This is a genomic window from Methanoculleus chikugoensis (assembly GCF_900095385.1).
GTDB classification, from domain to species: domain Archaea; phylum Halobacteriota; class Methanomicrobia; order Methanomicrobiales; family Methanoculleaceae; genus Methanoculleus; species Methanoculleus chikugoensis_A.
Genome location: NZ_FMID01000004.1, coordinates 91,848 through 106,004, shown reverse-complemented (window position 1 = coordinate 106,004; position 14,157 = coordinate 91,848). Strand labels below are relative to the sequence as shown.

Genomic DNA, 14,157 nt, shown 5'->3' with positions numbered 1-14,157 from the left:
ATTATTAGTGCCCGACCCGCTGCGCGTGCGGGCAGTTATATGCCCGGCCTGCCATGGTACAGTGTCCTGCGAGCGATAGAGAGGTGTGGCTGCGGTGGTCTGGTTCCGGGAGGTTGAATACATGCGGGGGTTTGCCGCCCTCGCCGTGATCGCCGTCCACGTCTCGATGAACTACACGCGGATTCCCGCCGTGAACCTGCTCGCCCTCCTCGACGTCTTCATCTATATCAGCGCCCACTTCGCCGTGCCGGTCTTCATCTTCGTCTCTGGGTGGGTGCTCGCGGCGCGGTATGCGGGCAATTACTCGCCTGGTGAGTTCTACCGCCGCCGGGCGAAGGCGATCCTTGTGCCCTACCTCTTCTTCACCGCGTTCTACCTCATGGTCGCGGTGGAGGGGACGATCGGGTTTTCCGGGGTGCCTTCTCCGGAGAGGGTTGCTGAAGCCCTCCTCCTCGGGAACGCGGCCTACCACCTCTGGTTCTTCGTGCTGATCATCCAGTTCTACCTCCTCTTCCCGCTCATCGTGCGGGGCTACGACTTCTTCGACCGGGCCGGTGCGTCGCTCTTCCTCCTCTTCTCCCTCTTTATTATCCAGATCCTCTGGAACGCGGGCGCCCACATCGCGGGGGCGTATCTGGGCCCGGAGTGGTATACCGTCCTGATCCGTCTCTTTCCGTCGCACCTCCTCTACTTCGTCCTCGGCGTCCATGTCGCCCGGCATACCGATGACTGCCGCTCGGCCCTCCGGTCGGTTCCGGCGGGGTGGCTTCTCGCCGCGGCCGGTGCGGGCGCCCTCCTCCTCGGCGGGATCTGGATCGCGAGCGTGATCCGTTACGGGAGCCTCGCGAGCACGACGCTCGCGGTCTTCTGCATCTACCGGATCCTGGAGCCGCTCTACTACGTCCCGGTCATCGCGGTGCTCGTCCTCGCGGCCTGGCGGCTGGAGGAGACGGGCGGCCTCTCCGCGGCCGCCGCCCGGTCGTTCGGGGAGCACTCCTACGCGATCTACCTCGTCCACCCGCTCGTCATCGCCGCTGCTGTGAGTCTCTGGGCCTCGCTCACGGGGCTCGCGTGGGCGGACTGGCTGACCTACCCGGCGGTCTTTATCGCGGCGGTGCTCGGGAGTTACGCGGCGGTGCGGGTTCTCGCCCGCGTCCCGTACGCGGGGTGGCTGCTCGGTGAGCCGCGGATGCGGCGAGGGCCGCTGCAATGAAGAGTGTGCCGTTACCATTCGGGTTCGCCGTACAATCTCGCCCGGGATGGTTTTTCCCGATCGTTCTCGACCGCTCACGGTGGTGTTCCGCAGCACGGCCGATAATCTATAAAAAAGATGAGGGCCGCGTGGGGATGCGAAAGGAAATGGACAGAATGGCCCAGGAACTCCAGAAGAGCAAAGAGCCGGCCGCGGCACGATTGAGGGTAGGCAGGCTCTGGCAGAGAAGAACCCCACCCGGAAGGGGGGAGAGTCCCCCTCCCCGGCCGGAAGGCGCGTACGTCTCCCAGGGCTCGAAGGTGTTCTTCCCGGTGTCCGTGAGAGACCGCAAGCGTCCCGTAGCCCGGCGTAGCAACATCACGACTTCCCGGCGGTCTTTGCGGCGCCGCTGCTGGTTCTATCCGGCGCCCCATGCGCCGGGTGCCTGCTCGGCGCGCCGGCGAGACGCGATCTCCGCTCCTTCCTGTCGGTAACCTCCGGAACAAAAAGGTTATGTTTTTAAATAATGAACGATGGTCTATGGTTTCAAAAATCGGTACCTTCCAAAGACCATGAGTCGGGATGCCGGGGTGATTTCGCCCCCCGAGTTTCGCCCCTCTTGTGTGCTCTGAAACCTCTCAGATTTTTCCATAATTGAGGCAAATCGGTGAAAATTATTTTTATGCTGCATCGGTTATAATTGACCTTTTCAGCAACGTCCATTGCCTTAGATAATCGTCCGCAACAGTCCTTCTGGTCCCCCGGCTTGGGATAACTATATATGATATGATGGACATCTCCTGGTCACGGTAGCTGCCGAGGCCAGCCGGGTGGGGAACGTGTTGGATGTCGATGGGCGCCCGGCCGACCGATGAGGCAAGGCCGTCCCGGTACCCGGGAAAGAGGTCACGCTACTGTGCCAGGTGGCCCGTCCCGCAAACCACCGCCTGGAAGCCACATCTATGGAGAGATGACAAATGAAAATCCGAGTACCGCTAGGTATCGCTACCGCGGTTATGATGATACTGGCAGCCATGGTCCTGCCGGTGTCGGCGGAAGTGGTGCCGATGTGCACCCAGACGCCTCTAGATGGAGAAGATGTTGAAACGTTGGCCCAGATTGCGACAGGGGGAGGAGAAGTCCCCATTGTGCTCTGCAAATGGGAAGCTGACGCCACTGGATCCTGGGAGGACGGCGATCCCACACACGCTATCCCGGGAAGCCAGTTCCTACCCCCCGTAACGTACAACGGTGTGAAGACTGTTAAATATTACGCTGTCGTCTATGATGACGAGGAGAACGGCGATGTGAACGTCGTCTCCTGGGACGTCTACCAGCCGGAGAACTGCTGGGGCAACGGCTCGTTCGTGTACCAGGTGATGGGCACGAAAGTCAACAACCAGGACCAGGCCGTGACGTTCTTCCAGCGTGCTCTGGACCGCGGTCTGCTGCAGGTCGCTGACGGCTACGATGCAAACACTATCCTCACCGAGTACCTCGAGAAGGGGACCGCCGCTCTCTGGGTCGGCCAGGCTGACCTCTGCTACTGCGCTCCCGCCGGCGACTACCTCGTCGAGGCGAACGCCATCGACCACAACAACAACTGGGCCGAACCGCTCTACAACAACTTCGAGTACGTGCCCGTCACCGCCTTTGACATCGACTTCAGCTCGGTCAACTACGGCAGCGTGAACATCAACGTGCCCAAGTGGGTTGCAGGTAACACCCTCTTCAACGTGGGTGACAATCGCCCGACCGTCCGCAACATCGGCAACACCCACCTGCAGGTCGCCATCCAGCAGGATGACATGCAGCTTGGAGAGAGCCTGAACGGCTGGAACGTCGAGTGGGGCGCCCGCATGGGCAACGATAACGCCAACGCGGTCTACTACGAGCCCTTCGAGCCCGTCGTCCTGCCGAACGCCCTCACGCTCTGCGACCAGGACGAGCTCGACTTCTACCTCGAGGTCTTCAAGGGAACCACCGGCGAGAAGCACGGCACGATGATCCTCGGGGCTGCTCCGTCGTGTGACGAGGTTCTCGTGTAAGGTCGGGTGCAGTAGAGGTTGTGACTATCCTGCCGGATTTGCGCCGAAGATCGGCGCAACAACCGGCATTTATGGCTGCGAGAACGTAGCCCAAGACAACTGAGAAGAAGGAGAGGCGATGAATCTGAGAAGAAGGGTGGCGACGGTCGCTGTCATCGTACTGGTGGCGGCGCTCGTCTGCCAGCCCGTGAGTGCTGCAGGCATAGCCGTCGGACCTTCCAGCCTGACGATAGAGAACGGGCTGCGTGGAGGGTCTTTCGAGCGGTCGTTGACCGTCTTCAACCCCTCCGATACGGGTTTTGAGGTGGTCCTCAAGACCGAAGGTTCCGCAGGGGACTGGATCCGGTTCTCTGCCATTGAAGACGGTGAGGAGATTGAGAAGGTCTACGTCCCGGAGAATGGCCAGGCCCCTGTCCTGATGCGCGTGACGGTCCCCGACGACGCGGCGAACGGCCGTTATACGGCAACGGTCGTCGTCGAGACGGTTCCCGGGGAGGAGATTCCCGGCTCGGTGGGGATGATCCTCCAGGCGAAGTCCGCCCTGGAGATCACGGTGACCGACGTCGAGAAGCTCTCCGGCGAGGTCACGAGCATCGTGGTGAGAGACACCGAGGTGGATGTCCCGCTGGGGATTGAGGTCGGGTTCAAGAACACCGGAAACGTCGTGGTGACCCCTGAGATCACCGCCGTCATCTCCCGTGACGGGCCGGTCGTCGACACCGTCTCGTGGGCCGAAAGATCGGTCCGCCCCGGAACCACGGAACAGATCGTCGTGTGCTGGCCAAACGAGGGGTTCCCCACCGGAACCTACCTGGCGAACGTGACGGTCTCGCTCCGCGGAGAGGTCCTGGGGAAGGAGGGGCGCACCTTCGAGATCCAGACGCTAGGGTCCCTGACCCGCCAGGGTGAACTGATCGATCTCAACTACGACGGAGCGCTCGTCGTCGGCAAGCCGATCAAGATCACCGGGCTCTTCAAGAACTCGGGGTCGATCGCGACGAGGGCCAAACTCTCAGGCGAGATCTACCGGGGCGGGAGCCTTGTCGACGTCATTACCGGCGACGAGATGACCGTTCTGGTCTTCTCGGAGGATCCCCTGACCGCGTACTACACCCCGAAAGAGCCTGGGGAGTACACGATGAAGACCTGCGCCGTCTTCGAAGGCAAAACGACCGATTCGAAGGATATGGTCTTCACGGTTCAGTCCGATTCGTCGTCGGGCCTGAACCTGCCGCTCTCCCCGGCCCCGGTTGCTGCAGCACTCGCGTTCATCTGCCTCCTGGTAGCGGGAAGAAGACATCGCGAGAACCGGTGATCGGTTCCTGCCCGTGCGAGGCCATGTTCTTGCGCGGGCAGGGCCGCCGGATGAAGAGAGGAGTGATGATGAAGATTATGGATAGAATCGCGGTGATCCTTGCGATTCTCCTTGTTTCGGCCTCCGTCGTGCCGGCACTTGCGGGCTCGCCCGTGGATACCTCTGGCGATCCTCTCGCGGGAAGCGATCAGCAGACGGAGGCCGGTGCCGGAGCGACCGGCGGCGAACCTCTTTCTGAACCACCCGGGCCCGACGGTCCTGACGGCCCCGAAGATGACTCCTCCGGGCCGGAGGATAGTCCGACAGGCCCTGAAGGTTCTGAAGACAGTTCTTCCGGGCCGGAAGAAGGCCTGCCGGATTCTGACGATTCATCCGAGAACGAGGTGAGCAATCCGCCTTCGGCCGAGGATGACGGTTCGCCCGAGGCGGCACCGGGTGACCCGGACGACGGCCTGTCGCCGGATCCGGAGGAGACGGTTGACCCGGCCTCCACGGAACCCGATGAATCGGCACCGACGAACGTGACGGAACCCGATGAATCGACGCCGGGGAACGTTACGGCACCTGATGAACTGAAGCTGGGGAACACCACGGTGCCCGATGATCCGGCACCGGGGAACGTTACGGCACCCGATGATCCGGCACTGACGAACACCACGGCGACCGAACCCGGAGTTGTGGAGAACGAGTCCGTCTCCGCCGACCCGCCGGCCGAGAGCGAAACGACCGCAGCGGTCCCCTCCCGCGCGGCCGTGCTCTGCATCTGGGAGCAACTCGATGCTGCCGGCGGCATGCTTGACGACGACCCGGTGGAGCCGGGCAGCCAGTTCCTGCCGCCCTGCACCTACGGCGCCACGAAGACCGTGTGGATCCATGCGGTCGTCGCCGGGGAGAGCACGGCGTCATATCCGATCGTCGCCGACGTGACGTCGCCCGACGGCTCGCCCCTCGTGCAGGTCAACCTGACCCGGCAGAACTCCTCGGCGGATGCGCTCGATGAGGCCTCTGTGGCCGGCCTGGTCACCTATGCTCATGGGACGAGCCTGAATGAGGCTGTGCGCGGTCTGGAAGAGGCCGGTGCGGCGATCTATGCGGGCGAGGTCGACCTCGCTTTCAACCAGGCGCCCGGGGATTACCAGGTCTCGGTGCAGGTCCCGGCCGAAGACGTGGATCCGGCCGATCAGCCGCTCGGGAGCATCTTCACCTACCTGCCGACGGCATCGTTCGAGATTGACTTTGCCGCGATCAACTACGGCGTCGTCGAACAGGGCATCGATGCCTGGGTTGAGGGTGACGCCGCGTTCGGGACGAGACAGAGCCCGACGGTGAGGAACACCGGCAACGTGCCGATCCGGGTCGTCGTCAGCCAGGACGACATGGGAATTGACGCTCCGGTCGTCTACACGGCGAGACTCGGCAGCGACGGCACTCCCGTCGCCTTCGGGCCGATGGAGGCGGTGACCCTCCCCGACATCGTGCCGGTGGACGAGACGGTGCCGCTCTCGCTCGCCCTCAGGGTTTCCGGCGGCGAGGGCACGCCGAACGGCAGGCTCTGGGTCAGCTGCATCCCTGCAACGGGGGATGACTGACCCGGCGCCTCTCTTTTTGTCGGGGGGTCTGCCTCAATCCGAAGCCGCGAGCGTTTCGCGAAGATCGAAGGTGCTGCTCTTCGCCTCTATACCGGCTGCAGATAACCCGTTGCTGCCTCGAAAGTCAGGGGATCTGTGCCGCGGCACGCCCGGCAAGGTCTTTTAAAGTTCGTAATCCGGGGGCGGTCCGTAGGTGAAGAACCTCTCGTAGACGTCGCCTTTCGTGAATATGGTGCAGTAAATCTTGTATTCGTTGCTTCCTCCCGAGCCCGTGCCCGGTATCCTGTAATTGATGCAGCGGTCGCCGATCTCGGGTGCCGGGAGTTCATCGGCGTTTCGTGGCCGGGGTCGTGTGGCGGCTCCGCCCCGCGTCACCGCGCGAGCGGCGCACCCCGATTCGCCCTTCCATCGCCTGAAACCCGTGGCTTCTCTCCTCCGGCCCCGGGCAATGGACGCCGCGTTGATGTAGGGAAACTACGGAAAAAATGTCTGGACGGTGAACACAAACTGCCTGTTAAGAAGGGATCTATCGTGCGTAGCGCCCCGGGAAAGTATGATTGTCCGTATGGCGGCTGCACGAATTATCGGGATTTAACCGTCCTTACGGGAGATATCTCTCCTCAGCGATAAATTCACAAAACCAATCGTTTCAAAAACAGTGATGGGCTCGCTGAGATTCGAACTCAGGACCTCCGCCATGTCAAGGCGACGTCATAACCAGCTAGACCACGAGCCCGTGTCTGCCCGACGATCAATAAGGTTGGTGCTCCGGGTATAAAATTATTGCCACACGCCAAAACAGGTTCCGTCCCGGCTCCGCCGCATCGGGGGCCGGCACGCGCCAAAAATGGGGGGTGACGATCCGGCCGATCAGATCTCGGCGTGTTTCGCCGTGTGGATGGCGTCGATCTTCTTGATCTCTTCCATCGCGTCGGCCGGCACCGCGGAATCGACGGTGAGGACCATCAGGGCTTCCTCGCCGGGCTTGTGGCGCCCGACCTGCATCCCCGCGATGTTCACGTTCGCCCGGCCGAGGATCGTCGCGGCCTTGCCGATGACGCCCGGCTTGTCGGTGTGGCGGGAGATGACCACGTGGCCGGTCGGGGTCAGGTCGGTCATGTATCCGCCGATGCTCACGATCCGCGCGCGGTTCGGGCCCGAGACGCTCCCGCTCACCGTCTCCGTCATCCTGTCGGTCTTCGCGGTGATGGTGATGATGTTCTTGAACCCCTGCGCCTCCTCCGTCGTCGTCTCGCTCATCCGGATGCCGCGCTCCTTTGCCACGAACTCCGCGTTCACGATGTTGACCGGCGCCTGGAGGATCGGGTCGAGCATGCCCTTCAGGATAACGCGGGTGACGAACTTCGTGTTCGGGAGCGCTGCAGCCTCGCCGCCGTAGGTGACCTCGATCGACTCCAGCCGCCCTTCGGTGAGCTGGATGAGGAGCCTGCCCATCTTCTGCGCGAGCATCGCGTAGGGCTCGACCAGCGCCTGCTGCTCCGCCGGGATCATCGGCGCGTTCACCACGTACTTCGCCGCGCCGCCGGAGAGAACGCTGATGCACTGGTTCGCGACCGATATCGCGACGTTCTTCTGCGCCTCGACCGTGCTCGCCCCGAGGTGCGGGGTGACGATCACCTTACCGAGCCCGAGAAGCGGGGAGTCCGTCGGCGGCTCGCTCTCGAAGACGTCCAGCGCCGCACCGGCGACCTTGCCGCTTGCGATCCCGTCCGCGAGGGCCTTCTCATCGATGATTCCGCCGCGGGCGCAGTTGATCAGCCGGACGCCGTCCTTCATCGTCGCGATCGTCTCGGCGTTGATGACGTGGCGCGTCTCCTTGATCAGCGGCGTGTGGACGGTGATCACGTCGGCTCTCCGGAAGAGTTCGTCGAGCGGCACCATCTCCACGCCGAGGCTTGCCGCCTTCTCCTTCGTGATGAACGGGTCGTAGGCGATGCACTTCATCGCCATCGCCTGTGCCCGCTTTGCCACCTCACGCCCGATACGCCCGAATCCCATGATGCCGAGAACCTTGTCGTTCAGTTCAACGCCCATGAACTTCGAGCGTTTCCACTCGCCCTTCTTCAGGGACGCCGTCGCCTGGGGGATATTGCGCGCGAGCGAGAGCATCATCGCCATCGTGTGCTCGGTGGCCGCGAGGGTATTTCCTTCCGGAGCGTTCGCAACGACGATGCCTCTCCTCGTCGCCGCTTCCGTATCGATATTGTCGACCCCGGCGCCGGCCCGGCCGATGAACTTGAGTTTCTCTCCCGCATCGATGACCTGCGCCGTCACCTCGGTTCCCGAGCGCACCAGCAGGGCATCGTAGTCCCCGATAACAGCAATGAGTTGATCTTCGGTTAGCCCGGTATTGACATCCACATCGCAGAATTCCTTCAGGATGTCGATCCCTTCCTCTGCCAGCGGGTCGCTGACCAGCACTCTATATTTCACGGTTCAACCCATACTAATTCAACATCATATGTATTGATGCTTTTTCCTCCGAAATCTTTTATGTGATGGTGAGAAGTATATGTGTGGTGCGAGCATGAAGGAAATGCCCAACGTTCTGTGGCTCGAAGAAATAAAAAAGGAAGATATCATTTCTGTAGGTGGAAAGGGGGCCTCATTGGGCGAGATGACGGCCATCGGCCTGCCCGTGCCGAAGGCGTTTGTGGTGACCGCCCAGGCGTTCCGAAGGTTTCTTATTGAGACCGGGATCGAAGAAGAACTCTTCCGCAAACTGGAGCGTCTGGACGTAGACGACAACGGAGCGCTCGAATCGGTCGCGAAAGAAGTGCAGGAGATCGTCCTCAGCGTCGAGATGCCCGATCACCTCCGTCAGGATATCGTCGAGGCATACGACCGGATGGGTGCGAACGGAACGGTTGTCGCCGTCCGTTCGAGCGCTACCGCCGAAGATCTGCCGGATGCCAGTTTTGCCGGCCAGCAGGAGACGTTCCTCAATATCCTCGGGGAGACCGACCTCCTTGACGCGGTCCAGCGGTGCTGGGCCTCGCTGTACGGCGCGCGCGCCATCTACTACCGCTCAAAACAGGGGTTCGACGACCGGAGCGTGAACATCGCCGTCGTCGTGCAGGAACTCATCCGCTCGGAGAAGTCCGGCGTCATGTTTACCTCTCACCCCGTCACCGGCGAACCCCTGACGATCGTCGAAGGCTCCTGGGGTCTCGGGGAAGCCGTTGTCTCGGGGAGCGTCTCCCCCGACAATTACGTCTTTGACCTGCGCTCCGAGCGGGTCGTCGACCGCCTGATCGCCGAGAAGGAGATCATGATCGTGCCGGAGGGCAAGCACGGGACGAAGACCGTCAACCTCTCCGCGAAACAGCGCACCGCGCCGGTCCTCTCCGACGCAGAGGTGGCGCGCCTCGCCACGCTCGGGAAGATCGCCGAAGACCACTACGGCGTCCCGCAGGACGTCGAGTGGGCGATCGTCGGCGACGTCTTCTTCATCCTCCAGTCCCGGCCGATAACCACGATAAAGCGCCCCGATATCCCGCACGGCGGGGCCGCAGGGCAGCCGAAAGGCCCCCTCGGCGTGGTGCTGGTCGAAGGCCAGGGGGCTTCCCCCGGCGTCGCGAGCGGCCGGGTCGTCATCGTGCGCGACGTCAAGGACACGAGCGGCGTCAAGGACGGCGACATCCTGGTCACCAAGATGACCAACCCCGACATGGTGCCGGCGATGCGGCGGGTCAGCGCCATCGTCACCGACGAAGGCGGCATGACCTGCCACGCGGCCATCGTGAGCCGCGAGCTCGGGACGCCCGCGGTCGTCGGAACCAAGAAGGCGACGAAACTCTTGCGGGACGGCCAGGTCGTCACCGTCGACGGCGAGAAAGGCATCATCTACGAGGGCGCGGTTGCGGCGCCCGCGGCGGCGGCACCGGCAGCCGCACCGGCGGCGGCAGCGGTCGCCCCGGTCATCACCGGCACGCTCGTCAAGGTGAACGTCTCCCTCCCCGAGGCCGCACAGCGTGCCGCCGCCACCGGTGCGGACGGCGTCGGCCTTCTCCGGATCGAGCACCTCATCCTCGGTCTCGCAAAGACTCCGGGCTGGTACATCGAGCACGACGCGGAGGAGGAGTTCATCGCCGAACTCTACGGCGGCATCAAGACCGTCCTCGACGCCTTCCCCGGTAAGCCCGTCTGGGTCAGGACGCTGGACGCCCCGACCGACGAGTTCCGGAACATGGAGGGCGGAGAGGACGAACCGTTCGAACACAACCCGATGCTCGGCTGGCGCGGCATCCGCCGCGACCTCCGGAGCCCCGAGCAGTTCCGCCTGCAGGTGGAGGCGTTCAAGCGGCTCTGGGCGGCTGGCTACGACAACCTCGGCGTGATGTTCCCGATGGTCAACCACCCCGGCGAGTTCGTCAAAGCCCGGGCGATGATGCAGGAGTGGGGCGTCGACGTGGAGACCGCGCCCCTCGGCGTCATGATCGAGGTCCCGAGCAGCGCCATCCTGGTCGAGGACTTCATCCGGGCCGGGATCCGGTTCGCCTCGTTCGGGACGAACGACCTCATCCAGTACACGCTCGCCATCGACCGGAACAACGAGCACGTCGCCGATATGTACCAGCCCAAGCACCCTGCCGTCCTCCGGCTGATCGACCACGCAATCAGCGTCTGCCGGGAGAACGGTGTCGAGTGCTCCATCTGCGGCCAGGCCGGCTCCGACCCCGACATGGTCACGTGGCTCGTCGAGCACGGCATCTCCAGCGTTTCGGCGAACATCGATGCGGTTCCCCGCATCCGGGAGGCCGTAGCGCGGAAAGAGCGACAGATTCTCCTTGATGCGGCGAGAAGAAATGCGTGAAGTAGGTTGCCCTGAGGAAGACCTTTTTTCCTTCCTCTCGTCAAAGCGGCGGGAGGATCTCGGCTACCGGAATATCTTAAGTTCGATGTGCACGCCGCCCCACCCGGTCGCGGCGCGGGCGCACGCGATCTTCCTCGAGACCAACCTCGGCGACCCCGGGCTCTTCCCGGGGACGGCCGCGCTCGAGGACCTCCTCGTCCGGAGGCTCGGCACCCTGATGCACCATGCGGATGCCGGAGGCTACGCGACGAGCGGCGGGACGGAGTCGAACATCCAGGCGCTGCGGATTGCAAAACGGCAGAAGTCGGTGAAGTCCCCGAACGTCGTCATTCCGGCTTCGAGCCATTTTTCGTTCACGAAGGCCTGCGACATCCTGGGGCTCGAGATGCGGACGGTGCCGCTTGATGCTGAGTTCCGGATGGACACGGAGGCGGTCGACGGCTTCATCGACAACAATACGGTCGCGCTCGTCGGGGTTGTCGGGACGACGGAGTACGGCGTGGTCGATCCCATTGCCCGGCTCGCGGAGATCGCCCTCGACCGGGACGTCTTCCTCCACGTCGACGCCGCGTTCGGCGGGATGGTCGTCCCGTTCCTCGACAGCCCCGTCCCGTTCGACTTCCGGCTCCCGGGCGTCTCCTCCATCTCCATTGACCCCCACAAGATGGGGATGAGCACCATCCCGGCGGGCTGCCTCCTCACGCGCAACCCGGACTGGTTCGCGTGCCTCAACGTCGACACCCCCTACCTGACGGTGAAGCGGGAGTGCACCCTCGCCGGCACCCGGCCGGGAGCGTCGGTGGCCGCAGCGGTCGCCGTCCTCGAGTACCTGGGGATGGACGGGATGCGGGCGGTGGTCGCCGGGTGCATGGAGAACACCCGGAGGCTGATCGAGGGGATGGAGACGTTCGGCTACCCGAGAGCCGTGACCCCGGACGTCAACGTGGCGACGTTCTCCTGCGACCGTATGCCTCCCGGGTGGCGGGTCTCGACGACCCGGAACGGGCATATGCGGATCGTCTGCATGCCCCACGTCACCCGCGACGTCGTCGAGCGGTTCCTTGTAGATATGGGTGATATCGATGCTTGAACGCCTGATTCATTCGCTGGAAACCTCTCCCGTCATGAAGCGGGGAGAGTACAACTACTTCATCAACCCGATCACCGACGGGGTGCCGCTCCTCGAACCCGCGCTCCTCCGCGAGATCGGGTGCGCCATGGTGCGGAACCTCGACCTCAACGATGTCGACAAGATCGTCGTCTGCGAGGCGATGGGCATCCACATCGGCGTCGCATTTTCGATGATGACCGACATCCCTCTCGTGGTCGTCCGGAAACGCCCCTACGGCCTCCCCGGCGAGGTCGCGGTGCACCAGGCCACCGGCTACTCGAAGGGCGAGCTTTACTTAAACGGCGTTGCCGCGGGCGACCGGGTCGTGATCATCGACGACGTCTGCAGCACCGGCGGCACGCTCCGCGCCCTCATCAGCGCGATCGAGGTGACGGGCGCCGAGATCGCCGATATCTGCGTGGTCATCGGCCGGGGGGACGCGGATATCGGCCGGCCGCTCAAGACCCTGGTGAAGATCGAGGTCTCCGAGGCGCAGGTGCGTGTCGTTGATACCTGTCTCTGATCTCATCGGAAGACTCCGCGAGCGCGGGGCGCGGTCGGTCGCCCTCCAGTTCCCCGCCGGGCTCGCCCGGCAGGCGCCGGGAACGGCCGCCGCCCTCCGCCGCGAGGGGTTCGAGGTGATCGTCAGTGGCGACCCCTGCTACGGGGCCTGCGACCTCGCGCTCGACGCCCTCCGATACGCGGACGTCCTGGTGCACTTCGGCCACGCGCCGGTCGAGGAGCGATCTAATGTCATCTACGAGCCCGTCCGGTTCGACTTCGACGTAACCGTGCTTGAGAAGGCCCTCCCTCTTCTGACCGCCCGCCGCATCGGCCTCGTCACCACCGTCCAGCACGTCCACCTCCTCGGCGCGATGGCGGCGTATCTCCACGATCGCCGCATCGAGGCGGTCGTCGCCCCCGGTGACGGCCGGACACCGATCCCCGGTCAGGTGCTCGGGTGCAACTTCGCCGCCGCCCGGGCGACGGGAGCGGATGAGATCCTCTTCGTGGGGACGGGGGTCTTTCACCCCATCGGGATCCGGCTCGCGACCCGGGCCCGCGTCGTCGCGCTCGACCCCTACACCGGCGAGGGAGATGTGGTGGACGCCGACCGCCTGGTCCGCCGCCGCGCCGCGGTGATGGAGAAGGCGCGGGACGCCGCGAACTACGGGATCCTCGTCAGCACGAAGAGCGGGCAGCGGCGGATGGACCTCGCGCGCCGGCTCGCCGCCCTCTCGGACCGGGCGTTCCTGGTCGCGATGCGCGAGGTCTCGCCCGGCGAGATGCTCGACCTCGGGTTTGGGGCCTACGTGAACACCGCCTGCCCCCGGCTCGCCTACGACGACCAGGTCCGGTTCCCCGTCCCGGTGCTGACGCCGCCTGAGTTCGAGATCCTCTGCGGCGCCCGGGACTGGGACGACTATACCATCGACGAGTACCTCGCGCCATGAACCTGCGGCACCTTGAGATGCGGCTCGAACGCCTCGCGGGATTCGAGCGGCCGACGACCCGGCTCGAACAGTACCAGACCCCGGCGCCGGTGGCGGCGCGCCTCCTTCACCATGCCGCGATGCAGGGGGCAATCGAGGGGCGGGTGGTCTCTGATCTCGGGTGCGGGACGGGAATCCTCGCCTGCGGCGCGGCGCTCCTCGGCGCCTCTCCCGTAACCGGGATCGATATCGATCCGGCGGCGATAGCCGTCGCCCGGCGGAACGCGGAGACGCTCGGGGTCTCCGTCGAGTTCCTGGTCGCCGACGTCCGCGACCCCGGCGTCGACTGGGCGGGTCTCGCCTGCGACACCGTCGTGATGAACCCGCCGTTCGGGGCGCAGAAGGCGCACGCCGACCGGCCGTTCATCGACCGGGCGCTCGAACTCGCGGGCGAGGTCTACGGCATCTTCAACGAAGGCTCGACCCCGTTCGTCGCCGCCTACACAGAAGGGCGTGCGACGGTCGAGGAGGTTATCCGGTGCGCATTCCCGATGAAGCGGACGTTTGCGCACCACCGCAAAGACCGAGTGGATATTACCGTAGAGGTCATACACTTGAGGCGGATCTAATAC

The 14,157-nt window shown here is 64.2% G+C and carries 11 protein-coding genes and 1 tRNA gene; 9 read left to right on the top strand and 3 right to left on the bottom strand.

Annotation, left to right across the window (positions count from 1 at the left end):
* Window positions 1–85 precede the first annotated feature (85 nt).
* The 4 genes from L21_RS00920 (at window position 86) to L21_RS00905 (ending at window position 6,144) form a co-directional block, all read left to right on the top strand.
* Entirely contained in the window at window positions 86–1,213 is a 1,128-nt protein-coding gene (locus tag L21_RS00920; RefSeq protein WP_256711821.1) for an acyltransferase, read from the top strand.
* A gap of 1,232 nt (window positions 1,214–2,445) precedes the next feature.
* A complete protein-coding gene (locus L21_RS00915) occupies window positions 2,446–3,240 on the top strand; it encodes a hypothetical protein (protein ID WP_074368622.1) in 795 nt (264 codons plus the stop codon).
* A gap of 118 nt (window positions 3,241–3,358) precedes the next feature.
* Window positions 3,359–4,555: a COG1470 family protein gene (locus L21_RS00910; protein WP_143727177.1), complete on the top strand. Its 1,197-nt coding sequence runs from the start codon at window positions 3,359–3,361 to the stop codon at window positions 4,553–4,555.
* A gap of 77 nt (window positions 4,556–4,632) precedes the next feature.
* Complete coding sequence (locus L21_RS00905; protein ID WP_143727176.1) at window positions 4,633–6,144, top strand: ICP22 family protein; 1,512 nt, start codon at window positions 4,633–4,635, stop codon at window positions 6,142–6,144.
* 162 nt (window positions 6,145–6,306) lie between these two features.
* On the opposite strand, the gene L21_RS00900 is transcribed toward L21_RS00905, so the two are convergent.
* The 3 genes from L21_RS00900 to serA all read right to left on the bottom strand — a co-directional run bounded on the left by L21_RS00900 (window position 6,307) and on the right by serA (window position 8,598).
* Complete coding sequence (locus tag L21_RS00900; protein WP_074368619.1) at window positions 6,307–6,519, bottom strand: hypothetical protein; 213 nt, start codon at window positions 6,517–6,519, stop codon at window positions 6,307–6,309.
* A gap of 287 nt (window positions 6,520–6,806) precedes the next feature.
* Window positions 6,807–6,880: transfer RNA gene (locus L21_RS00895), tRNA-Val, on the bottom strand.
* Between the two features lie 134 nt (window positions 6,881–7,014).
* Window positions 7,015–8,598 (bottom strand): phosphoglycerate dehydrogenase, encoded by a 1,584-nt coding sequence (gene serA, locus L21_RS00890; protein WP_074368618.1) that lies wholly within the window; start codon window positions 8,596–8,598, stop codon window positions 7,015–7,017.
* A 94-nt stretch (window positions 8,599–8,692) separates the two neighbouring features.
* Between serA and ppsA the strand changes: the two genes are divergently transcribed.
* Genes ppsA through L21_RS00865 form a run of 5 tightly spaced genes read left to right on the top strand, consistent with a single transcriptional unit; the run spans window position 8,693 to window position 14,154 of the window.
* Window positions 8,693–10,981: a phosphoenolpyruvate synthase gene (gene ppsA, locus L21_RS00885; RefSeq protein WP_074368617.1), complete on the top strand. Its 2,289-nt coding sequence runs from the start codon at window positions 8,693–8,695 to the stop codon at window positions 10,979–10,981.
* Entirely contained in the window at window positions 10,974–12,071 is a 1,098-nt protein-coding gene (gene mfnA, locus L21_RS00880) for a tyrosine decarboxylase MfnA (RefSeq protein WP_074368616.1), read from the top strand. Before ppsA ends, mfnA begins: the two co-directional genes overlap by 8 nt.
* On the top strand, window positions 12,064–12,615 hold the full coding sequence (gene hpt, locus L21_RS00875; protein WP_074368615.1) for a hypoxanthine/guanine phosphoribosyltransferase: 552 nt from the start codon (window positions 12,064–12,066) through the stop codon (window positions 12,613–12,615). Before mfnA ends, hpt begins: the two co-directional genes overlap by 8 nt.
* Window positions 12,593–13,546, top strand: a complete 954-nt coding sequence (gene dph2, locus L21_RS00870; protein ID WP_074368614.1) for a diphthamide biosynthesis enzyme Dph2 — start codon at window positions 12,593–12,595, stop codon at window positions 13,544–13,546. Before hpt ends, dph2 begins: the two co-directional genes overlap by 23 nt.
* A complete protein-coding gene (locus L21_RS00865) occupies window positions 13,543–14,154 on the top strand; it encodes an METTL5 family protein (RefSeq protein WP_074368613.1) in 612 nt (203 codons plus the stop codon). The genes dph2 and L21_RS00865 overlap by 4 nt, the downstream gene beginning before the upstream one ends.
* The last annotated feature ends 3 nt before the right edge of the window (window positions 14,155–14,157 follow it).